The organism is Pseudarthrobacter siccitolerans (assembly GCF_001046895.1).
In the GTDB taxonomy this organism is placed as follows: domain Bacteria; phylum Actinomycetota; class Actinomycetes; order Actinomycetales; family Micrococcaceae; genus Arthrobacter; species Arthrobacter siccitolerans.
The window spans coordinates 1-21,694 of the sequence record NZ_CAQI01000027.1 but is presented as its reverse complement, the minus strand read 5'-3'; the positions used below and the strand labels follow the sequence as shown (position 1 = coordinate 21,694).

Genomic DNA, 21,694 nt, shown 5'->3' with positions numbered 1-21,694 from the left:
CTATGGGATCGGGCAACAATGAAATGCGCTGAAGAAGCTGGGCAGACAGCAGCAGGAGTTGGTCAGCTTCCTGATGTATCTGCTGAGGCTCAAAGACGGAGCAAACTGTGGTCCTACGATTTCTAATCAATCGAAACGGAAACCGAAGAGACCTCCGTCTTCGTACGCGTCAGTGAGTCTCGGCGAAATAACATAGTCACGCATGGATGAGCCATGGCGCTCTACTTTTTCCAATTCGTCGGAATTCATGGTGATGATGTATTGGAAGCCCTCGTCCTGGCAGACAGCGAGCGCCAAATTGAGCGCCTTCGCGACTTGTCGCTCATCGACACCATCAAACAAGTGACTGTCATGCACTAGGAAGTCGGGTCCTCGCCCTGCCCTGTGGGCTAAGACCGCGACGGTGAGGTCGAAGCAGAAGATGACCATGCGTCCGATCCCCTGGCTGTCCTCCCCCCCGATGTGCGGGGAAATGTGGAGGTTGGCTTCATGGGCTGCTATGTCAACGTATGCTTCACGAGATGAACCATACAACGCTGAGGCGAAGGCCTGGAATTGTAGGTTTATCTGCTCTATCAGAGTTTCACGCTCGAGCAAGTCCCTGGTTATCGATTGCTGAAGCCTACCGCGTTCGTACTTTATTTCGGCCTGAGTGGTCTCAAGTTTCTTGGCAGTATCGAAACGTAAGTCGAGCGACTTATGTTCCGCCTTCGCCACGGCAAGCTGTTCCTGGAGCGCAGTTAGGGCTCCAAGTGCACCGCCGTCGTGAAGGCTCTTCAAAAGCCGGGAGTGCTGCTCTCCCATCTGATCGCGTGCTGCCTGTCGCTCCTCTAGTCTGGCGCGAGTGAGGGCCATCTCCTCCGCGAGGTAGGCCCTACGATTCGCAACTACTGAGCTGTGGAAAGCATGGACCTCCTCATATTGCCTCAGGATCGTATCGGGCAGAGTGATACCGAGTTCCCTGTATGCACGTTGCAGATAGGCTGCATCAGGCTCCTGCTCGGTTCTTACAGCCGTCTCGAGATCCATAAGATTTCTACGATCAGCAGCATCTTGGGCACGAGTCTTTCTAATCTCGGCATCCAAGGAATCGGCTTCTGCCTGAAGCCGTTCATATTCGGGGACGACTGTGAAGGAGCTCACCTGTGCTTCTAGATCACGAACACGCTTGGCAGCAGCTGTAACTGATCCACGCAGCTCGGAGACGGATCCAACTACGAGACTGAACGTCGGGTCCTTTATCGCTTCCTTCAATTTTCGTCGCAGGGACTCCCGGCCCGCTAGCGCCTGATACTCAGATGCCAGTCGCCAATCTAAACCGAGCAGGTATGCAACATGGGCCGTTGCTTCGCCCTTTGACTGCCGCGGATAGGTGACCACGGGATCATCCAGACCGTGTTGACTGACGCGGCGCATATATAGGGAAAGCAAAGCTCTTGCGCTTATACCCTTGTGTTCAGGGGGCATGGAAAACAAGTCCCGGCCGAGCACTTCTACCCATTCAGGGACACTTACGCTGCCAGCAGCACCCGAGAGCTGAGCTGAGACGAGGACGTTCGGTGCCAGATCGACGCGTGATCTTTGCCTGGCTACTAATGAGCGCCCAACAGATACCCTCTCCTTGCGCTGTGGCCAGTCCATGCGCAATCCAAACGAATGAGATTTCAGAGCGGCGTTACTTAGAACGGACCCCGTTAAGGACCTCATGCCCAATAAGTAATGGAGTATCTCGACGAATGACGACTTTCCTGCACCATTTCTACTGTCCGTATCGGCAGAATGAACCAACTTGTCCGCCAACAGTATGTTCATGCCTCGTCGGAGAACGACGGTCTTAAAACGGTCGTCGTCCGAGTAAATCTCGTGAAGCACCTAGCTCCTCACCACCTTGTAAATAAGCCCGCTCTCGAGCCTCAGTGCGCCAAGAGCGTAGAGCATGTCCAGCCCCAAGATGAACCACGAGTACGAAAGAGCCGAGTCATTCGCATTTTTAGTGCGCCAGGACTTCAAAGCGGCCCACGTCTGAGTCACAGTCATCGGTTCAACTAGAACTAGTGAAATTTGAGCAGAAACGGACAGCAACGCCCGCTGTGGCGCGATTCCTTTTGTCGGGGTGATCACAGCGTGTTCACCTCGTACTCATGGTCTTGCCAATCCTGAGGCGGGTTCCTGAAGATGTCGCAAGTCTGAAAGAAGAAAGCGAGGATAGCAGTCTGTGCGCGATACTTGGCCGCGCGGGCCGCACTCGACCCTGCCAGAAACTTCCTCAATCGGAATAGAACTTCCTCTGGGTCATCTGGCATCTCTTGTGCCGCATCCAGATATTCAGCATGGAATCGTGCTGCGACCTCGTCTCGCTCGATTACATCAATACGAGCCTCGTAATAGTCCTCGATTACGGCACTGTGCTTCATCGCATCCCGAAGCTCAGTTTGAGTCTCTTGACTAAGTTGACTGTAACGAAGCTTCTTACCTGATACGGCCCCGGCGGGCACTACATCAGGACCCCCCACTCGCTGCGTGGCTAGATACCCCAACAGGTCCTCCATCTCGGGTAGGCCCATGGTGACATCATGCTGGAGAGGCAATTGAAGTCTCAGGAGCGATTCCACGTCCGGACGATCCAGGCGCCCGAGTCCATCCCGCAGGTGTCGCATGCCCATCAGCTCAAACTGCAAGGAGGAGTGGTCATTACGCGCTTCGGCAAGAGCCTGAGAAATTTCCGGATGCGTTCCGCGGACGTCGTTATGCACGAAGACGAAAGTCTCGAACTGCCCGTGGCGCTTCTGCAACGCCCCCGCTACATCACCCTTGAACTTCCGGATCGCTGCATCAGCATTTGGTGATTCTGGCGCATAGCAGGCATAGAGCTTTTTCTCATGCAGGCTTAGGCCATCACTTGAGAGGTCACCAATGTTGCCATGTGTTCGAACGTCTACGAACCCCGGTGTAGTCAGGCACATGTAGTCGTGGAAAAACTGCTCGAATGCGTTTCCAGTAAGTTCGTGAAGTTGTGCCCAGAAGAGGGGGCGTAGCGCCAACCGCTCATAAAACTCCAATTGATTCCCTCTACCATAAGTCGTATTTCGCACCACCCTACGGGACAATCAACGAGCAAGGGACCTCCGGGTTTGGCCGAGCCTTGATTCTCTAGGATTAGGCCGGACTTGATCCTCGATAATGCAGCATGCCCAGTCCCAGTCCGCTTGTTGTTCACCAATCAGCGCTCCCGGCAAATCACTCGACCACGAACTTGGTCTCATCAGCGCACATGGCCCGCTGTAAGCCTTGACAGTCGTCATTGCTTTGTTCCTGTGCGACTTCGGCGAAGCCCGAATGTCATCTCCGCAGACCGACCGACGTAGCAACTGCCACTGACCCACCTCACTGGCAATCCTGTTCGTAACCAGGGCTGTCCCACTGATACGTTGCAGCAAAACCCGAAAGAAGGATAAAGGGAGGCCCGCGCGTCAGCATCCTTCATAGCTTCGCCCAGTGTACTTTTGTTGAGCATGTCACGATCGGCGCGGGGGAAGCATGACCAAGAAGATTACATCAGTTACAATCAGCAATTTCCGAGGGATAAGCGAACAAATGTCCATGTCCTTCACTAAAGGCAACGATAATCGCGGTCGGTCAATTTTACTCTATGGTGAGAACGGCACGGGAAAGTCTTCTATCGTTGATGCAATTGAGTTCGCTACACGCAGTGTGGTGTCCAGGCGCACCATCGGCGGAAAGAAGGACAGGCGGGAGTTGCAGAATCTCATTGAGTCCACGGCCGGTCCCCGCGTGGACATCGCTTTCGGTAATGGTGAATCCTACTCACGAGGAGCGGGAAAAGTTTCACCTGACGTTAAGAAACTTGTTCGACTCAATCCCGTTCCTGGGTTTGAAATTTGCCCGCTGGTCATTCGCCGTCGTGACATTGACGGTTTTTGGACGATGCCCGAAGAAGTTCGGCAAAGCTTGTTTTTTGACTACTTCCGTGACTTGGGCGGCGCATTCCTCGACGAAGAAGCGCGGCAGTTAGCGGTAAAAACCTACCAAGACGCTGTTAGTCTCCACGAAAAAGCGCTGGCAGAAATTGTCCCGTACCTTGATCGATGGGAAGGCGAATATCCGGAACATACAAGTGCGCTGAGCGGCCTTCGAAGCCATCTTATGTACGAGCACGGCTCGGGTCACCCGCGGGCACTCCCTGTCGTCGTAGAACAGCTTTTCAAAAACTTCTCCGCATCGCTAAAGGGTCGTAACCTCGCGGCGGCAGCAGGAAAACAAGCCCTGACTCAGGGTGTAAATGACCGAAGCCGGGTTCAGAACATTCTGACCCGCGTCTCCAAGCGTGCTGCAGCCGACTTCCGAACTGTTACCGGCGCGGAATGGGTAACAGATTTCATCTTCACGCTGACAGGCGAGACCGGGATAAAAATCAAGCTTTTGACACGCGGCAAGACTATAGATCCGACGCAAATTCTAAGCGAAGCTATGCTTGACCTTCTCGCATTATTGATCTTCATTGAAATGCATATCGAGTGCGCCATTGCTGGCCAAGAAAAGATAATCATACTCGATGATGTTTTTCAATCAGTGGATCGCTCACTGCGAATGCGAACCTTGGAACATCTTGGAAAAAGACTCGAGGGGTGGCAGATACTTCTCACCCTGCATGATCGACTCTGGCTTGAAATGGCCAATAGAGCTCTGAACGCGGCAGGGAATGACCATCTAATCCTGGAATTGCGACGAACGACGGCCCATAAGCAACCGTTTCTACTCACACCCGCAACCGGCCCTCTTCGGGACCTTCAGCACTGTATCGGCACCCAAGCACCAGCAACACTAACGGCAGGCGCCGCTGGCAGAGCCTTGGAAGCTATCCTCGAGGAAGCAACTCAGGTACTGCAAGTGACCATCCGCCGCAAAGTAGACGATAAGTACACTATCAATGATCTTTGGGAGCCGCTGCGCGCAGACTTATTGAAAAGTGAACCGGCGAATATGTCTTCCATAGTCAAACGAATAGAAGACTCGCGGTTTCTTCGCAATAGCGTCGGAGCTCACTTCAACGCTGCAGCAGAGGGAATTTCGAGCCTCGAAATATCCGACTTTGCCGATGCGGTTATGGCTCTGCGTGGTGCCCTAACGTGTCATTGCGGCTCGCATTTTAAACGAGGAGGAACTGCTGGGGGTAAGTGGAAATTGGCACCTTCGTGTAAGCACAGAATAGCGGTTGCGTCGGCGCAGCCGTGAGGCTAGGACTCTCTGAAGTCGGGAGAAATGAGCCGCAGAGGAGCCACGGAGATTTAGTCTTCTTCCGGATGGCCCGAACGCAAACATGAGCGGACGCCTGGACCTCGGCCCTCACCCGATCAATGGCACGCCTTTTACACTTGACTACGCCTCGCCTCGCAGGAAGTTTAGGGCGCGAGCGGCTCTAGCCGCCGTCACCACCTCTTAAACCTCCGCCGCCGGAGCCGCGAACTGCGCCTCGTACAGCCGGGCGTAAGCCCCGCCCGCAGCCAGCAGCGAAGCGTGCGTCCCCTGCTCCACGATCTGGCCAGCCTCCATCACCAGGATGAGGTCGGCGTCGCGGATCGTGGATAGGCGGTGCGCGATGACAAAGGAAGTACGGTCGGACCGCAAAGCACTCATGGCCTTCTGCACCAGCACTTCCGTCCGCGTATCCACGGAAGACGTCGCCTCATCCAGGATCAACACCGAAGGCCGGGCCAGGAACGCCCGGGCAATCGTCAGCAACTGCTTCTCCCCCGCGGACACGTTCCCACCCTCGTCCTCGAGCACGGTGTCGTACCCCTCAGGCAGCGACCGCACGAACCGGTCCACATACGTCGTGCGCGCAGCCTCAAGGACCTCCTCCGAAGTAGCCGAGGGCCGCCCGTAGGCGATATTGTCCCAGATGGTTCCGCCGAACAGCCACGTATCCTGCAGCACCATCCCCAGCCGCGAGCGCAGCTCGCGCCGCGGCACCGAGGTGACATCCACGCCGTCGAGCGTTATCCGCCCCGCATCCAGCTCGTAGAACCGCATCATTAGGTTCACCAAGGTGGTCTTGCCAGCGCCCGTCGGCCCCACAATCGCCACCGTCTGCCCCGGCTCCGCCACCAGCGACAACCCGGAAATCAGCGGCTTGTCCGGCGAGTAGGAGAAGGACACATCCTCGAACACCAGCCGCCCCCGCCCAAAAACAGGCTCAGCAGAAGCGGGAGGCTCCACAGATTCCTCGTCCTCATCCAGCAGCGAGAACACCCGCTCGGCCGATGCCACCCCGGACTGCAGCAGGTTCGCCATGGACCCCAGCTGCGCCAGCGGCATGGTGAACTGCCGCGAGTACTGGATGAACGCCTGCACGTCCCCCAGCTGCATCGCCCCGGACGCCACCTGCAGGCCGCCCACCACCGCGATCCCCACGTACACCAGGTTCCCGATGAACGTCATGGCCGGCATGATCAGCCCGGAAATGAACTGCGCCCCGAAACTCGCGTCATACAGCTCCGCGTTCTTCTGCCGGAACCGCTCCTCCACCTCGCGCTGCCGGCCGAACACCTTCACCAGCGCATGCCCGGTGTACGTCTCCTCGATCTGCCCGTTCAGCTCCCCCGTGTTCTTCCACTGCGCCACAAACAGCTTCTGCGAACGCTTGGCAATCAACGCCGTGATCCCCAGCGTCAGCGGAATGGTCACCAGCGCAATCAACGCCAGCGTGGGCGAAAGGATCACCATCATCACCAGCACCCCCACCACGGACAGCACCGACGTCACCGCCTGGCTGATGGTCTGCTGCAGGCTCTGCGAGATGTTGTCCACGTCGTTGGTGACCCGGCTGAGCAGCTCGCCGCGCTGGATCGAATCGAAATATCGCAACGGCAGCCGGTGGATCTTCGCCTCGATCTCCTCGCGCAGCCCGAACACCGTCCGCTGCACCACCCCGTTCAGCACATACGCCTGCACCCACATAAACCCCGACGCCAGCACATACAGCACCAGCGCCCACGTCAGCACACTGCCCAGCGCGGCGAAGTCGATCCCCTGCCCCGGCGTCAGCGCCATGGGCGTCAGCATGTCCGCCTTCTGGTTCTCCCCCGCGGCCCGCAGCTGCGCGATCAGCTGCTCCTTGCCCACCCCGGCGGGCAGCTCCTTGGACACCACCCCGGCGAAAATCAGGTTGGTGCCCTCCCCCAGCAGCCGGGGCCCGATCACCTGCAGCGCCACGCTGATTACCGACGCCGCCAGCACCAGCAGCAGCCACGCCCGCTCCGGCCGCAGCTTCCCCAGCAGCCGCCTGGCCGACGGCCAGAAGTTCATCGCCTTCTCCGCCGGGACGTTCATTCCGGCAAAGGGTCCGCCGCGTCCCGGTCCGCCTGCCGGACGCGGAATGCGTACGACGTCGGCACTTGCAGTTTTGGACGCAGGCCCGGCCTTGGTGCCGGCCTCGCGGGTGGGTTCCGGGCTCATACCGTCTCCTCCGCCGCCAGCTGGGAGTTCACGATTTCGCGGTACGTCTCGGAGGTCTCCAGCAGCTCACTGTGCGTCCCGCGCCCCACGATCCTGCCGTCGTCGAGCACCAAAATCTGGTCCGCATCCACGATGCTGGACACACGCTGGGCGATGATCACCAGCGTGGCGCCGGCGGTACTGCGCTTGAGGGCCTGGCGCAGCCGGGCGTCAGTGCCGGTGTCCAGGGAGGAGAACGAGTCATCGAAGATGTACAGCTCGGGCCGCTTCACCAGGGCCCGCGCGATGGCCAGCCGCTGCCGCTGCCCGCCCGAGACGTTGGTGCCGCCCTGCGAGATGGGCGCATCCAGCCCGCCCTCCATCTCCTCCACGAAGCCCCGGGCCTGGGCGATGTCCAGGGCTTGCCAGCATTCGTCGTCGTTGGCTTCAGGTTTGCCGTACTGCAGGTTGCTGCGGACGGTCCCGGTAAAGAGGTAGGGCCGCTGCGGGACCAGGCCGATGTGCCCCCAGAGCAGGTCCGGGTGCAGCTCGCGGACGTCCACGCCGTCGATCTTCACCGCTCCGGTGGTGGCGTCGAACAGCCGCGGCATGAGGTTCACCAGGGTGGTTTTGCCGGCGCCGGTGCTGCCGATGATCGCCGTCGTCTGCCCCGCCCTGGCGGTGAAGCTGATCCCGGAGAGGACGGGCTGGTCGGCACCCGGGTAGGCGAATCCGGCGTCGACCATTTCCAGCTCGCCGCGCCTTACCTTGGTGCTGACGGGCTTCACCGGCGGCCGCACGCTCGACTCCGTGCGCAGCACCGCGCCGATCCGGTCCGCCGAGACGGAGGCGCGCGGGATCATCACGGCCATAAAGGTGGCCATCATGACGGACATCAGGATCTGCATCAGGTAGCTCAGGAACGCGATGAGGGTGCCCACCTGCATGGACCCGTCCTCGATGCGGAACGAGCCGAACCAGATCACGGCCACGCTGGACACGTTCATCACCAGCATCACCACGGGGAAGGCGAGCGCCATCAGCCGGCCGGCCCGGAGCGCGGTGTCCGTGACGTCCTCGTTGGCCTGGGCGAAGCGTGCGCTCTCGATGTCCTCCCGGACGAAGGCGCGGACCACGCGGATGCCGGTGAGCTGCTCGCGCAGGACCCGGTTCACGGTGTCGATCCGCTTCTGCATCTTCCGGAACAGCGGCACCATCCGGAAGATGATGAGCCCCACGCCGGCCAGCAGCACCGGCACGGCGACGGCGATCAGCCAGGACAGCTGCACATCCTGCCGGACCGCCATGATGACACCGCCGATTGCGAGCATGGGCGCGGCCACCATCATGGTGGCGCCCATCAGGACAAGCTGCTGGACCTGCTGGACGTCGTTGGTGAAGCGGGTGATCAGGCTGGGCGCGCCGAACTTGGTGACCTCCTGCTCGGAGAACTCCCCCACCCGGGAGAAGATGGCACCGCGCAGGTCCCGGCCCGTGCCCATGGCCGCCTTCGCCCCGAAGTACACGGCGATCACGGCGCAGGCGATCTGCAGCAGCGTGATACCGAGCATGAGCCCGCCTAGGTTGAGGATGACGCCGGTGTTCCCCTTGGCCACGCCCTCATCGATGATGTCGGCGTTGAGCGTGGGCAGGTACAGCGACGCGATGGACTGCGCCAGCTGGAAGATGACGACGGCGATCAGCAGTTGCCGGTGCGGCCGCAGGTATTCAACGAGTAACTTCCAGAGCATGCGCAGCTCCAACCTGACACAGTGTCCACAAGAGGTGGTGCGAAGGTCAGTTTACGTCCGGGGGAAGCTGTTGATCCTTGGAGCTGTCTGGGAAATACAGGGGTTCTCTCACGGCGTAGAGACGCGTCGCTTTAGCAGTTCAACGCCGCGCACAGACCCCCCGGTTACTCTGCCCCTTCGTCACAACTGGCCCGCTTTTAGAGCACCGGGTGTGGTGAAAACCCTGGACATACGCGGTTTCCACCACTAAAACCGGGCTGGTGTGGGATAAAAGCGTGCTGTACGTGACGTCGGCCGCTAAATTCCCCCCGGGCCGCCGTCAGGAAATGCCGCGCTTATCCCGCTCAATCGCCCAGGCAAGGCGGTGGAGCGCACTTGCCCTCCGGCCGCGCAGGACGGACCAGCGTGACAGGCCCGGCTTGCGTGCGCGGATCCTTTTAGGTGCCTGCGGGAGTGCGCTGGTGGCTGTGTCGTCATTCCTGGCGAGGAAGAGCGCGATGACGCTTGATCCGTCCATAAGACCTGTCCTGATGATTCGAAAGTTTCCACGCTGGGAAGGAGGGGTTGATAGCTGGCAGTGGAGCGCGGGCGTCGTAACGACGGCGGTGGGTACCGACGCAAAGACGCCGTTGCCCGTACAGGCGGGCAACGGCGTCGTACGTTCCGGTCAGGCCTTCTGCGTCTCGAGGTCCTCGAGCGACTTGCCCTTGGTGTCGGAGGACAGGAAGGTGGCTACTGCTGCGGCAGCACAAATGCCGAAGGTGATCATGCCGATGACCATCGGAACGTTGGTGGAGCCCGGGGGCGCCACTGCCGTGAAGATGCTCGGGAAGAACGAGGCGATCATCAGGCCGATGTTCTGGGACACCGCAAAGCCCGTGACCCGGATCCGCATAGGGAACTGTTCCTGGAAGAAGGTGGCGAACGTGGCATTCCACATCTGGAAGAAGATGCCCTGCACGATCAGGACGCATACAAAGACGAGGAACAGGCTCCGCTGGTCGATGGCCCACAGGTAGCCCCACGTAAGGAGGCCGCCGCCGAGGCCGCCGGCAATCATGAGGGTTTTGCGGCCGATCTTGTCGGACAAGGCGCCGAAGACCGGGATGGTGATGACGGCGGCGATGTTGGCCACGAGCGTCACCCAGAGGAACTCGCTGCTGGAGAATCCGATGCCGTAGCCCTTCTGGGTTGCATAGGAGACACCGAAGACCAGGGTGGCCATGCCCACCACGTTGGTGAAGGTCATGATGATGCAGCGGATCAGGACCCGGGGGTGGGAGCGCATGAGGTCGACCAACGGGAAACGGCGCTTCTCCTTGCCCGCCTCAGACTGAGCCAGGTAGGCCGGCGGCTCCTGCACGCGGCGGCGGATGATGTAGCCGGCCAGGATCACAAAAGCACTGAGCAGGAACGGGATGCGCCAGCCCCATGTCTCGAACTGGTCCTTGGGGAGAAGCGCGGACAGCGGAAGCAGCACAGCCGTGGCCAGGATGGAACCCACCTGCGTCCCCTGAAGGCTGAAGCTGGCGAAGAAACCGCGCCGGGCGTCCGGGGAATGCTCAACGATCATTGCGCTGGCACCGCCCAGTTCACCGGCGACGGCGAAGCCCTGGACCAGGCGAAGGATCACCAGCAGGGCGGGCGCGAGAATGCCCACCTGGCCGTAGGTCGGCAGGAGCCCCACTGCGAAGGTGGCGAAACCCATCAGCAGCATCGCGAAGACGAGGACGTTTTTGCGGCCGTGCCTGTCGCCCATTGCGCCCAGGACGATTGCGCCCAGGGGACGGGAAACATACCCGACGGCGTAGGTCGCCAGCGAGGCGATGATCGCCACGGTGGGGTTCCCGGAGGGGAAGAAGATGGCCGGGAAGATGAGCGTCGCGGCCAGTGAGTACAGGGCGAAGTCGTAATATTCGAGCGCGCCTCCGATCCAGCCGCTCATCGCGGCCTTCTTCGGATCCCTGCCCGGGTGGGCTGCATCAATCTGGCGGGGGGTGTCCGCGGCGGGAATGGTGGTCATGCGCTGGTTTCCTTCGGCGTCTTTGGCAAGGAGCCGGAACTCTTCCATTCCGGCCTGGTTTTCAGCATGGGTGCTGGCGGGGCGGCAAGGGACCGGGCAAACCGGTCTGCACCGCCGTTTCTTGAATCGTTTCATAAATTCTAGCGAGTGATGGGTGACACGTCAAAGCCGACTGTTTGGCGGGTGCCACCACAACAGGAAGGGCTCTTTCACCGTTCACGCAAGGAGAAAATCCGGCCGTTCTCAAATGGCGTAAGGGGCTCACCACGGCACGCCCCCTCATGGTCAAATGGGAAGGTTGAACCGGCTGCCCGAGTCCGACCACGGCCTCGGCCATAGGGAAGGAAGCACATGACCGATCGACAGGACCACCCTCCGGTCCCCACCCCGGGAAGCGCCCAAGGCCTGGACAGCAAGGTCGAGGGCGGATGCCCGGTGGATCACGGCAGCGTCACCTCGCACGGCAGCGAGAGCGAAAACCCGGCCATTGACTCCCCGCAGCCCAAGGGGCACCGGCCGCGGACCGTCGCGGACTGGTGGCCCAACCAGCTTGACCTCTCCGTGCTGCACACCAACCACCCGGCGGGCAACCCGCTGGGCCCCTCGTTCAATTACCGCGAGGAATTCCAAAAGCTCGACGTCGAGGCCCTCAAGCAGGACATCACCGAGGTCCTCACCACCTCCCAGGACTGGTGGCCCGCGGACTTCGGCCACTACGGCGGCCTGATGATCCGGCTGAGCTGGCACGCTGCAGGCACCTACCGCGTCCACGATGGCCGTGGTGGTGCAGGCGACGGCAGCCAGCGCTTTGCCCCGCTGAACAGCTGGCCGGACAACGCAAACCTGGACAAGGCCCGGCGGCTGCTGTGGCCGGTCAAGCAGAAATACGGCCAGAAGCTCTCCTGGGCCGACCTTCTGGTCCTTGCGGGCAACGTGGCCCTGGAGTCCATGGGTTTCAAGACATTTGGCTTCGCCTTCGGCCGCGAGGACGTCTGGGAGCCCGAAGAGATTTTCTGGGGGCCTGAGGACACCTGGCTCGGCGACGAACGCTACATCGGCGAAGGCCAGATGGCTGAAGAAGTGGGCTCCACCGAGATGGGCCTGATCTACGTCAACCCCGAGGGACCCATGGGCAACCCGGATCCCAAACTGGCGGCAGCGTTCATCCGCGAAACCTTCAAGCGGATGGCGATGAACGACGAAGAGACCTTCGCCCTGATCGCCGGCGGGCACACCTTCGGCAAGACCCACGGTGCCGGTGACGCCGACGCCCACGTCGGACCCGAACCGGAAGGCGCAGACCTCGAAGCCCAGGGGCTGGGCTGGCTCAGCACCTACGGCAGCGGCAAGGGCGGCGACACCATCACCTCCGGCCTCGAAGTCACGTGGACGGACCGGCCCACCCAGTGGAGCAACCGTTTCCTGGAGATCCTGTTCGAATACGAGTGGGAGCTGGTCAAGAGCCCGGCCGGCGCGCACCAGTGGGTCGCCAAGGATGCCCCGGAGATCATCCCGGACGCGCACGACCCCGCGAAAAAGCACCGGCCCACCATGTTGACCACGGACCTGTCGCTGCGCTTCGACCCGGCCTACGAGGAGATTGGCCGGCGCTTCCTGGAGAACCCGGATGAGTTCCAGCTCGCCTTTGCCAAAGCCTGGTACAAGCTGCTGCATCGCGATATGGGACCGGTGGGCCCGCACATGCTCGGGCCCTGGGTTCCCGAAGCCCAGCTGTGGCAGGATCCCATCCCGGCCGTGAACCACGAGCTGATCGGCGAGCAGGACATCGCCTCGCTCAAGGCAAAGCTCCTGGATTCGGGCCTGTCCGTCTCCCAACTGGCCAGCACTGCCTGGGCCGCTGCCTCTACTTACCGCAAAACCGACAAGCGCGGCGGCGCAAATGGTGCCCGCATCCGCCTGGAGCCCCAGAGCGGGTGGGAGGTGAACGAGCCCGAGCAGCTTTCGACGGCGTTGCAGGCCATCGAGAGAGTGCAGCAGGAGTTCAACTCCGCCCAAGGCAACGGGCAGGTTTCGCTCGCGGACTTGATCGTCCTGGGCGGGTGCGCAGCGGTGGAGAAAGCTGCGAGCGACGCCGGGTTCCCCGTCACTGTGCCGTTCCGTCCAGGCCGCACCGATGCCGCCCAGGACCAGACCGACGTCGAGCAGTTCCAGTACCTGAAGCCGCGCGCGGACGGATTCCGGAACTACGTGCGCCCCGGCGAGAAGCTCCAGCCGGAGACCCTCCTGCTGGACAAGGCGTACCTGCTGGACCTATCGGCGCCAGAAATGACGGCCCTCATCGGTGGCATGCGTGCCTTGGGCACCAACGCCGGAGGCTCCAACCACGGCGTCCTCACTGACAGGCCGCAGGTCCTGACGAACGACTTCTTCGTCAACCTCCTGTCCCCCGGCACCAAGTGGAAGGCATCGGAGTCGGAGGAGAACGTCTACGAGATCACTGATGTTGCCACCGGTGAACTGAAGTGGACGGCAACGCCGGTGGACCTGGTCTTCGGTTCCAACTCGCAGCTCCGGGCACTGTCCGAGGTTTATGCCAGCGACGACGCCGGGGAAAAGTTCGTCAACGACTTCGTGGCGGCCTGGGTAAAGGTCATGGAGCTTGACCGCTTCGACCTGAAGTAAGCCTGGTTTAGCGAGGACACGTCCGGGCCGGCTGCACTGTGCAGCCGGCCCGGACGTGTCCTTTGTGCCTGAGCCCTAGTCCGCCGCAGCCAGCTGCCCGCAGGCCCCGTCGATCTCTTTGCCGCGCGTATCGCGCAGGGTGCAGGGCACCCCCGCAGCACGGAGCCGTTCAATAAACTCCTGCGCAACCGCCTTGTCCGAGGCGGTCCAGATGGAGCCCGGGGTGGGGTTGAGAGGGATCGGGTTCACGTGTACCCAGCCGCGGCCGCGCTGGTTCAGCTTCTTAGCCAGCAGATCCGCGCGCCAGGGGTGGTCGTTCATGTCCTTGATCAGCGCGTACTCGATGCTGACCCGGCGGCCCGTCTGGCGGTAGTAGTGGTAGGCCGCGTCGAGCGCCTCGTCCACCTTCCACCGGTTGTTGACCGGGATCAGCTCGTCGCGGAGCTCGTCGTCGGGAGCGTGCAGGGACAGCGCGAAGGTGACCGGCAGGTCCTCATCCGCAAGTTTGCGGATGGCCGGGACGAGGCCCACGGTGGAGACCGTGATGTTGCGGGCGGACATTCCCAAACCTTCGGGCGAAGGGTCCACGAAGCGGTGGAGGGCGGCCATCACGCGCTTGTAGTTGGCCAGCGGCTCACCCATGCCCATAAAGACAATGTTGGTGACCCGCTCGCCGTCGTGCTCGTTCTCGCCCAGCTCGCCCGCTGCTATTGCGCGGTTCGCAGCGACCACCTGGTCAACGATTTCCGCGGTGGACATGTTGCGGGTCAGCCCGGCCTGGCCGGTGGCGCAGAAGGGGCAGTTCATGCCGCAGCCGGCCTGGGAGGAGACGCAGAGAGTGATGCGGCCGGGGTACCGCATCAGCACGGACTCAACCAGCGCCCCGTCGAACAGCCGCCAGAGGAACTTGATGGTGTCCCCGTTGTCGGTGCGGAGGCGGCGTACCTCGGTGAGCAGCGGCGGAAACATCTGGGCGACCAGTTCTTCGCGGCCGGCCTTGGGCAGGTCGCTCATGACTGCCGGGTCGGTGGTCCAGTGCTGGAAGTAGTGCGTGGACAGCTGCTTTGCCCTGAAAGCAGGGACGCCAAGCTCCTTCAGCTTCTCGGCGCGCTCCGCCAGGGTCAGGTCGGCCAGGTGCGTCGGCGGCTGCTTCACGCGTGGGGACGCGAATTGGAGCAGCGGCCGGCCCTCGAGAGTACGCGCCTGCTCCCAGCCCTCTGCCGTGGGGCGGACCTGGGGGCGGGTACTGTCAGCGGCCCCGTCACCGTCTGGGCGGGCACGGACGGGAGTCTTTGAAGAGGAATTGGGGGAAGTCATCCTTTCCATTGTCCCATGCCGGTAAAAGAGCTCTTATGAGACCGGCCAAAGCCGCTGTCGGCGGCACGCCCCGGCACCGGGCGGCCGGGAATCGGGAAGCCAGGCGCCTCCATCCGTTGACACCGCCAACCTGCGATTTTAGGCTCCTGCCATCGTGGCCCAAGGGATATGGAACCAAAGGAGCAGAGCTGTGAACCAGGACAACGGGCAGTTGCCGGACCGGCTTGGCCGCCTTGGCTTCGGCGGCACCGGCGTGGGCAACCTGTACCGCGCCATCTCCGACGAGCAGGCTTCAGCGACCCTGGCGGCGGCCTGGGATGCCGGCATCCGCTACTTCGATACAGCACCGCACTATGGGCTGGGCCTGTCCGAGCGGCGGATCGGCGAGGCCCTGGCCAAGAAACCCCGGGACGAACTTGTCCTGTCCACCAAGGTGGGCAGGGTCCTGGTGCCATCGCCTGCCACCGAAGATGCAAAGGACCCGGAGGGCTTCGACGTGCCCGCCGTTCTTAGGCGCGAGTGGGATCCCTCCGAGGCCGGCGTGCGGCGCAGCATCGAGGATTCACTGGAACGGCTGGGCCTCGACTACATCGACATCGCCTACCTGCACGACCCCGACGTGTACAGCATGGAAGATGCAGTGAAATCCGCCCTGCCGGCGCTGGAGAAGGTCCGCGCTGAAGGCCTGGTCCGGGCCATCGGCGTCGGCACCAACACCGCCGGCGCTGCCCTCCAGTGCGTGGAAGCGGCAGACCTGGACTTCCTCATGCTGGCTGGCAGGTTCACCATGCTGGAGCAGCCCGGCTCGGACGGCCGTCCAGGCGCGGGGCTGCTGGACCGCTGCCTGGAACTCGGCACCGGCGTGGTGAGCGTGGGCGTCTACAACTCCGGCATCCTCGCCAAGCCCGAACTGCCTTCCGATGCGCACTACAACTACTCCCAAGCCAGCGACGAGATCCTGGAACGCGCCAGACAGCTGGCCGGGATCTGCAACAAACACGGTGTGGAGCTTCCCACCGCCGCCATCCAGTTCCCCTTCCGCCACCCCGCGGTTGTCAATGTCACCGTCGGGGCCAGCAAACCGGAACAGATCAGCCAGAGCGCCGAGCGCATGGCCGCAAAGGTTCCCGAGGACTTGTGGCAGTACCTGCAGGAACACGGACTGATCCCGGCCTGACCAGCACCGACACCAGCCGGCCGCACGCCTGAACAAGAAAAATCTTGTTGAATCCCTCCAAAATGGGGCCGCCAACGGAGAACTAGCGTCTGCTGTGAGGAACTTCCACGGCAAGCAAAGGACCCCAATGACGATCCCGGCGAACGCACCCACCGGCCCGAACTCCGCGAGCGCCGGCGCAGTTCACCAAAACAAGGTCTACCAGATCCTGGATGTCGCCCGCCGGCAGGTTCTCGAGGACGGCATCGGGCTCACCCAGGCCCAGCTCGAAGAGGTCCTCCGCCTTCCGGACGAGGCGCTTCCCGCCGCGCTGGAGCTGGCACACCAGGTCCGGCTCCGGCACTGCGGCGAGGACGTGGAGGTGGAAGGCATCATCTCCATCAAGACCGGCGGCTGCCCCGAGGACTGCCACTTCTGCAGCCAGTCCGGCCTGTTCGACTCCCCCGTCCGCGGCGTCTGGCTGGACATCCCGGAACTGGTCAAAGCCGCCAAGGAAACCGCCGCCACCGGAGCCACCGAGTTCTGCATCGTCGCTGCCGTCCGCGGGCCAGACATCAAACTCATGAACCAGATCAAGTTCGCCATCGACCGCATCAACGAGGAAGTGGACATCAACATCGCCTGCTCCCTGGGCATGCTTACCCAGCGCCAGGTGGACCAGCTCAAGGACTGGGGCGTCCACCGCTACAACCACAACCTCGAAACAGCACGCAGCTACTTCCCCGAAGTGGTCACCACCCACACCTACGAGGAACGGCTGGAGACCTGCGCCATGGTCAAAGACGCCGGCATGGAGCTGTGCTGCGGCGCCCTGATCGGGATGGGCGAAAGCCTGGAGCAGCGGGCCGAACTCGCCGCCCAGCTCGCAGCACTCGAACCGCACGAAGTCCCGCTGAACTTCCTCAACCCCCGCCCCGGAACTCCCTTGGAAAACCAGGGCATCATGGACGGCAAGGACGCCCTCCGCGCCATCGCCGCCTTCCGCCTGGCCATGCCCCGCACGGTCCTCCGGTACGCCGGCGGACGCGAACTCACCCTGGGCGACCTCGGCACCCGCGACGGCCTGCTCGGCGGCATCAACGCCGTTATCGTCGGCAACTACCTCACCACCCTGGGCCGCCCCGCCACCGCAGATCTGAACCTGCTGGTGGACCTCAACATGCCCATCAAGGAACTCCAGAAGACGCTGTGATCCCCAACCGCACCCTAACCTCGCAGGCTCGGCCAGGGAACCCTGCGGTCGTGGCCCCAGTTTCGACAAGCTCAACCACCGGGAAGACAACCGGGGACTTTTGCGGGCACTGCGGCGAGGCGTACGACGCCGGCGACGGCCCGCCCTCGGACGCCCACCAAGGCTGCCGCGAGCGTCTGGCGATGGAGCCTCCACGGTACTGCTCCTCATGCAGGCGGCGCCTGAAAGTCCAGGTGACCCCGCTGGGCTGGACGGCAGAGTGCTCCCGCCATGGAATGCTTGCCTCGTAGGGTGCGGCCGGAAACGTAGGATCTTGTGATGGCCCAACTTATCGCTCCGCACGTTGAATTCCACTCGTCCTGGCTCGAAGCAGCCGCAGAGTTCGCCGGGAGCCGGCAGGACGGAGCGGGCGTAGACGGCTGGTCCCCGGAGGACCTCAAGTACACCGGGACTTTCGGCCGCTTCGTTGACGCCCTTCTCGGCGATGCATTGCCCGAAAGCCCCAGGAAGCCCGGCATGGTGCCCTGCACTTACCTGTGGATCGTGGACGGCGGCACGTTCCTTGGTTCGCTGGCCATAAGGCATGAGCTGACCGAGTACCTCCTTAACGAGGGCGGGCACATCGGCTACAGCGTCAGGCCATCGGCGAGGCGGCGCGGGCACGCCGCACAGGCTTTGGCTGACGCGCTGCCAATATCCCGGAATTTGGGGATCCCGCGGGTACTGCTGACGTGCGATGAGGACAACGCCGGTTCCCGGGCCACCATCGAGAAGAACGGCGGAACCTACGAGGACAGCCGCAACGGCAAACGCCGCTACTGGATCAACACCGCTCCGCACAGCGCCCACAACCCATCAGCCTGAGCCTTTCCAGAAGGCGTCCTGCCTTGGCCCTCCTACCCCGTCCTCATGACGAAAGCCCCCGCGCGAGTCGGGCTCCAGCGCGGGGGCTTTCTGTGCTTCCAGGTTGGGGAACTAACGCGGAAACAGAGAGAAATCTACCGGCTGGTAACCGCGCCGATGGCCGATTTCCGCCTGGCTGCGCAATTCTTGATGGAACCTTGAGCCAAGGCCGGGGCGGGGCACTGGGCCGCTGCCGCCGGCCGAGGGAGTGAGGGCTCAGTCTGTTTCAGGCGCGTCGGTTGAGTCCGGATCCTCTTCGGGTTCAAAGGTGTTCGCTTCCCCGTCGGCACCAATTCCCACGCCGTCCGCACCGCCCGGGATACTGCCGTCGCTCTTGCCTTGGGAGCCTTCACTGCCGCCCTGCAGCTCGTCATCGGGCAGGGAATCGGGTGAGTTGATTGTCATCGTTCCTCCTTCAATGGCCGGGCCTCCACGCTAACAGCATGCGGACGGAAAGGCGCCGGCACACGCCAAGAAATTGTGCCTGCACGGACCGCGCGCAGACTACATTCACGAACAAAAGAGAACACAAACCTACCAAAATCTCTTGACTTCGAAAGTCGGAGTGCGTTACAAATTTTGTAACGCAGGTATCGATCCCTAATACCCGCACTCCCCCTCCAATCGCAGGGGACCTTTCCGCCCACCTTTTGAATCGATACAAGAGACACGACGTTGTGGCCTGACTTCCACGCGTCATCACAGGAGATGAACGTGACCGCACCCGCTACGCCCCACCCCTCCACCAAACCGATCCGGAAGGTCCTCGCCGGCTGCCTTGCGACCGCCGCCCTGGCCACCGGGGCAGGGCTGACCCTCAGCGCATCCGCTGCCTACGCTGAGCCAAGCAACTACAGGTTCGATTTTGGCAGCGGACCGGTGGAGGACGGCTATACCGGCGTCAGCGCCACAGACGCCTACACCCCCGAGGCCCGCTACGGCTTCAACACCCCCGAGCACATGGCGAACGTACCGGCGAAGGGCACCGGTGCCGGCAGCGACGCCGTCCGCTTCCTTGAGTTCGGCACCAAAAGCGCGAACACGTTCAACGTGGACCTCAAGGAGGGCCTCTACAAGGTGACCGTCGCCCTGGGTGACACCTCGCGCGCCAGCATCGCCGCGGAAGGCGTGTTCCAGGAGATGAACCTGATGGGTAACGGGGCCACGGCGTCGTTTGAGATTCCAGTGACAGATGGCCAGCTGAACCTGCTGGTTACCGAGGGCAAGGTTGGCACGGCTTTTACCCTGAGCGCACTGGAGATCGAGAAGGTGTCCCGCCAGCCTGAGATGGACCCGACCATTTGGGTGGGCGGCGACTCCACCGTGGCGAGCTACTACCCCCTGGAAGCGAGCGTGCAGGGCGGCTGGGGCCAGATGCTGCCGCAGTTTGTGGATCCGGAAGCTTTCGATGTCCGGAACATGGCCACCGGCGGACAGATCGCCCGCGGATTCCGCAACGACGGCCAGCTTGAGGCGATCCTGCAATACATCAAGCCCGGCGACCTGTTCCTGCTGGAAATGGGCATCAACGATACCGCCGCCAAGAACGCCACCACCGAGGCGGAGTTCAAGGAGATCATGCGGGATATGGTCCGGCAGGTTGCTGCCACCGGCGCCACTCCCGTGCTGGTCACGCCGCAGGGCCGTGCCACCGATTTCGTTGACGGCGTCCACTCTTCAGTGGACCGCTGGTACCGCCACTCCACGGTGGCCCTGGCCCAGGAGGAGGGCGTGCACCTGGTGGACCTGAACGTCCTGGCCTCGCAGTACTTCACGGAGATCGGTCCGGAGGCAACGCTGGCCTTGTTCATGACCGGCGACACGCTGCACCCCAACCGCGCCGGCGCCACCGAACTCGCGCGCCTGGTGGTTGAGGACCTGTCCCGGCAAGGCCTCTAAACCCCAGCGATGACGACGGCGGGACTCGGCACTGTGCCGCGTCCCGCCGTCGCGCTTTATCCTCCGATGTGGTGCATGGTGAAGGCGGGGCGAGAACCCCACCACCGGGGGGCCACAGCTCGCCGCCCTGCACAGCCTCGCCCAGTACAGGCATTCGACCTCTGCCTGCAGCCTCCCCGGGGAGAGGACTGCCGCAACATTGCCGCCGCTTCATTGACACACCCTGTGACTGATGCCATGCTCTTTACATGAACCTGTTGGACAGCTGGACAGCTAGACAAGAACCGGTGGTACGCGTTGGTGCGGCCGAAGCGGTTTTTGCCTCCCTCCGCGGCGCCATCGAAGCCGGCAAAATCCCTGTGGGCACCCGCCTGGACTCAGAAGCATCCTTGGCCAAGCAGTACGGCGTCAGCCGCACCATGGTCCGTGAAGCCCTTCGGTCCTGCACTGCCCTGGGTCTGACCGCCACTTACACCGGCAAGGGCACCTTTGTTATTGCCGACAAAGTGGCACAGGACCTCAAGCTCGGAAAATACTCGGCCAGCGCACTTGTGGAGGCCCGCCCCCACGTGGAAGTTCCGGCGGCGGGCCTTGCTGCCCAGCGCCGCACCGGCGAGGACCTGGAAGCTCTCCGGGAAATTCTCCGCGAAATGTCCGAGGCGAAAGACCTGCAGCAATGGGTCCAGTTGAATACCGAATTCCACGTCACCATTGCCCGCTCCAGCGGCAACGGCGTCTTCGAAACCTTCCTCTCGGACATCTGTGAGGCCATGGCCAACCAGTCCAACACCCTGAACCTCGTGGCCGACCGGCGCAAGGAATCCGGCGAAGAGCATGCCCGCATCTTCGAGGCCATCGAACGGGGTTCAGCGGAGGACGCGTCCGAAGCCATGACCAGGCATCTGCACGGGGTGGAGTGTGCCCTGGGCACCGTCATCCCGAGCAGCGGGAAACCCCTGGCAGGCCATACCGGCTAGCCGCGCTCCCGCCCCAGTTTTCCACCTCAGCTTCTTCGATACCAACCGATACCGGCGACTGCTTCGGCGTGCCGTCATCCGCGCATGCTCCCGCGCGCCCTTTTCCGTACTACTTCCATGCCTCCGGCCTGCCCCCACAAAACTTAAGGACACCATGACCACCGCGCATTCCCCCGCCCCCATTACCGGTGTACCTACCCGGTCTGAGCATGATCTGTTGGGGGACCGGGATGTTCCGGCCGGGGCGTACTGGGGGGTGCACACGCTCCGGGCGGTGGAGAACTTCCCGATCACCGGGCAGAAACTGTCCTCGAACATGCACCTGGTCCGCGGCCTGGCAGCGGTCAAGCTCGCCGC

At 62.5% G+C, this 21,694-nt stretch carries 17 protein-coding genes and 1 pseudogene; 9 read left to right on the top strand and 9 right to left on the bottom strand.

Features of this window, described 5'->3' with window-relative positions; translation table 11 throughout:
• Window positions 1–126 precede the first annotated feature (126 nt).
• From ARTSIC4J27_RS01770 to ARTSIC4J27_RS01760, 3 genes are read right to left on the bottom strand one after another with little or no spacing between them, the layout of a single operon-like run.
• The gene (locus tag ARTSIC4J27_RS01770) at window positions 127–1,872 is read right to left on the bottom strand and encodes an ABC-three component system protein (protein WP_050053502.1); all 1,746 of its coding nucleotides are present in this window, start codon (window positions 1,870–1,872) and stop codon (window positions 127–129) included.
• Window positions 1,873–2,121, bottom strand: coding sequence for an ABC-three component system middle component 6 (locus tag ARTSIC4J27_RS23445; RefSeq protein ID WP_050053501.1), 249 nt, complete (start codon window positions 2,119–2,121; stop codon window positions 1,873–1,875).
• Complete coding sequence (locus ARTSIC4J27_RS01760; RefSeq protein WP_050053500.1) at window positions 2,118–3,059, bottom strand: ABC-three component system protein; 942 nt, start codon at window positions 3,057–3,059, stop codon at window positions 2,118–2,120. The genes ARTSIC4J27_RS23445 and ARTSIC4J27_RS01760 overlap by 4 nt, the downstream gene beginning before the upstream one ends.
• Window positions 3,060–3,537: 478 nt before the next feature.
• On the opposite strand from ARTSIC4J27_RS01760, the gene ARTSIC4J27_RS21985 reads away from it, so the two are divergent.
• The gene (locus ARTSIC4J27_RS21985; RefSeq protein WP_083435256.1) at window positions 3,538–5,253 is read left to right on the top strand and encodes an AAA family ATPase; all 1,716 of its coding nucleotides are present in this window, start codon (window positions 3,538–3,540) and stop codon (window positions 5,251–5,253) included.
• Window positions 5,254–5,457: 204 nt separating this feature from the next.
• Here ARTSIC4J27_RS21985 and ARTSIC4J27_RS01755 read toward each other — a convergent pair whose 3' ends face one another.
• The 4 genes from ARTSIC4J27_RS01755 to ARTSIC4J27_RS01740 form a co-directional block, all read right to left on the bottom strand.
• Window positions 5,458–7,476 carry an ABC transporter ATP-binding protein gene (locus ARTSIC4J27_RS01755; protein WP_050053499.1) on the bottom strand — a complete coding sequence of 673 codons (2,019 nt, stop codon included), beginning with the start codon at window positions 7,474–7,476 and terminating at the stop codon, window positions 5,458–5,460.
• Window positions 7,473–9,206: an ABC transporter ATP-binding protein gene (locus ARTSIC4J27_RS01750; protein WP_050053498.1), complete on the bottom strand. Its 1,734-nt coding sequence runs from the start codon at window positions 9,204–9,206 to the stop codon at window positions 7,473–7,475. Before ARTSIC4J27_RS01750 ends, ARTSIC4J27_RS01755 begins: the two co-directional genes overlap by 4 nt.
• A gap of 319 nt (window positions 9,207–9,525) precedes the next feature.
• Window positions 9,526–9,723: a hypothetical protein gene (locus tag ARTSIC4J27_RS01745; RefSeq protein ID WP_050053497.1), complete on the bottom strand. Its 198-nt coding sequence runs from the start codon at window positions 9,721–9,723 to the stop codon at window positions 9,526–9,528.
• Between the two features lie 150 nt (window positions 9,724–9,873).
• On the bottom strand, window positions 9,874–11,229 hold the full coding sequence (locus ARTSIC4J27_RS01740) for an MFS transporter (protein WP_050053627.1): 1,356 nt from the start codon (window positions 11,227–11,229) through the stop codon (window positions 9,874–9,876).
• A gap of 351 nt (window positions 11,230–11,580) precedes the next feature.
• Between ARTSIC4J27_RS01740 and katG the strand changes: the two genes are divergently transcribed.
• Complete coding sequence (gene katG / locus ARTSIC4J27_RS01735; RefSeq protein WP_050053496.1) at window positions 11,581–13,872, top strand: catalase/peroxidase HPI; 2,292 nt, start codon at window positions 11,581–11,583, stop codon at window positions 13,870–13,872.
• Window positions 13,873–13,947: 75 nt separating this feature from the next.
• Here katG and rlmN read toward each other — a convergent pair whose 3' ends face one another.
• Window positions 13,948–15,189, bottom strand: a complete 1,242-nt coding sequence (gene rlmN, locus ARTSIC4J27_RS01730; protein ID WP_152683746.1) for a 23S rRNA (adenine(2503)-C(2))-methyltransferase RlmN — start codon at window positions 15,187–15,189, stop codon at window positions 13,948–13,950.
• Between the two features lie 190 nt (window positions 15,190–15,379).
• On the opposite strand from rlmN, the gene ARTSIC4J27_RS01725 reads away from it, so the two are divergent.
• The 4 genes from ARTSIC4J27_RS01725 (at window position 15,380) to ARTSIC4J27_RS01715 (ending at window position 18,422) form a co-directional block, all read left to right on the top strand.
• Entirely contained in the window at window positions 15,380–16,366 is a 987-nt protein-coding gene (locus tag ARTSIC4J27_RS01725; protein WP_050053494.1) for an aldo/keto reductase, read from the top strand.
• A 127-nt stretch (window positions 16,367–16,493) separates the two neighbouring features.
• Entirely contained in the window at window positions 16,494–17,558 is a 1,065-nt protein-coding gene (bioB, locus tag ARTSIC4J27_RS01720) for a biotin synthase BioB (RefSeq protein ID WP_050053493.1), read from the top strand.
• Window positions 17,555–17,848: a biotin synthase auxiliary protein BsaP gene (gene bsaP / locus ARTSIC4J27_RS23645; RefSeq protein WP_456107065.1), complete on the top strand. Its 294-nt coding sequence runs from the start codon at window positions 17,555–17,557 to the stop codon at window positions 17,846–17,848. The genes bioB and bsaP overlap by 4 nt, the downstream gene beginning before the upstream one ends.
• A 28-nt stretch (window positions 17,849–17,876) precedes the next feature.
• Window positions 17,877–18,422, top strand: a complete 546-nt coding sequence (locus ARTSIC4J27_RS01715; protein ID WP_050053492.1) for a GNAT family N-acetyltransferase — start codon at window positions 17,877–17,879, stop codon at window positions 18,420–18,422.
• A gap of 255 nt (window positions 18,423–18,677) precedes the next feature.
• On the opposite strand, the gene ARTSIC4J27_RS22880 is transcribed toward ARTSIC4J27_RS01715, so the two are convergent.
• Entirely contained in the window at window positions 18,678–18,866 is a 189-nt protein-coding gene (locus tag ARTSIC4J27_RS22880) for a hypothetical protein (protein ID WP_050053491.1), read from the bottom strand.
• A gap of 303 nt (window positions 18,867–19,169) precedes the next feature.
• On the opposite strand from ARTSIC4J27_RS22880, the gene ARTSIC4J27_RS01705 reads away from it, so the two are divergent.
• The 3 genes and pseudogenes from ARTSIC4J27_RS01705 to aspA all read left to right on the top strand — a co-directional run.
• Entirely contained in the window at window positions 19,170–20,360 is a 1,191-nt protein-coding gene (locus tag ARTSIC4J27_RS01705) for a rhamnogalacturonan acetylesterase (RefSeq protein ID WP_050053490.1), read from the top strand.
• A 248-nt stretch (window positions 20,361–20,608) separates the two neighbouring features.
• On the top strand, window positions 20,609–21,337 hold the full coding sequence (locus ARTSIC4J27_RS01700) for a FadR/GntR family transcriptional regulator (protein ID WP_050053489.1): 729 nt from the start codon (window positions 20,609–20,611) through the stop codon (window positions 21,335–21,337).
• Between the two features lie 154 nt (window positions 21,338–21,491).
• Window positions 21,492–21,694: pseudogene (aspA, locus tag ARTSIC4J27_RS22425) on the top strand (aspartate ammonia-lyase); the annotation flags it as partial.

Coding starts and splice junctions, on each gene's coding strand:
- ARTSIC4J27_RS21985 (WP_083435256.1), top strand. CDS start 3,538: ATGACCAAGAAGATTACATCAGTTACAATCAGCAATTTCCGAGGGATA.
- ARTSIC4J27_RS01755 (WP_050053499.1), bottom strand. CDS start 7,476: ATGAGCCCGGAACCCACCCGCGAGGCCGGCACCAAGGCCGGGCCTGCG.
- ARTSIC4J27_RS01750 (WP_050053498.1), bottom strand. CDS start 9,206: ATGCTCTGGAAGTTACTCGTTGAATACCTGCGGCCGCACCGGCAACTG.
- ARTSIC4J27_RS01745 (WP_050053497.1), bottom strand. CDS start 9,723: ATGGACGGATCAAGCGTCATCGCGCTCTTCCTCGCCAGGAATGACGAC.
- ARTSIC4J27_RS01740 (WP_050053627.1), bottom strand. CDS start 11,229: ATGACCACCATTCCCGCCGCGGACACCCCCCGCCAGATTGATGCAGCC.
- katG (WP_050053496.1), top strand. CDS start 11,581: ATGACCGATCGACAGGACCACCCTCCGGTCCCCACCCCGGGAAGCGCC.
- rlmN (WP_152683746.1), bottom strand. CDS start 15,189: ATGACTTCCCCCAATTCCTCTTCAAAGACTCCCGTCCGTGCCCGCCCA.
- bioB (WP_050053493.1), top strand. CDS start 16,494: ATGACGATCCCGGCGAACGCACCCACCGGCCCGAACTCCGCGAGCGCC.
- ARTSIC4J27_RS01715 (WP_050053492.1), top strand. CDS start 17,877: ATGGCCCAACTTATCGCTCCGCACGTTGAATTCCACTCGTCCTGGCTC.
- ARTSIC4J27_RS22880 (WP_050053491.1), bottom strand. CDS start 18,866: ATGACAATCAACTCACCCGATTCCCTGCCCGATGACGAGCTGCAGGGC.
- ARTSIC4J27_RS01705 (WP_050053490.1), top strand. CDS start 19,170: ATGAACGTGACCGCACCCGCTACGCCCCACCCCTCCACCAAACCGATC.
- ARTSIC4J27_RS01700 (WP_050053489.1), top strand. CDS start 20,609: ATGAACCTGTTGGACAGCTGGACAGCTAGACAAGAACCGGTGGTACGC.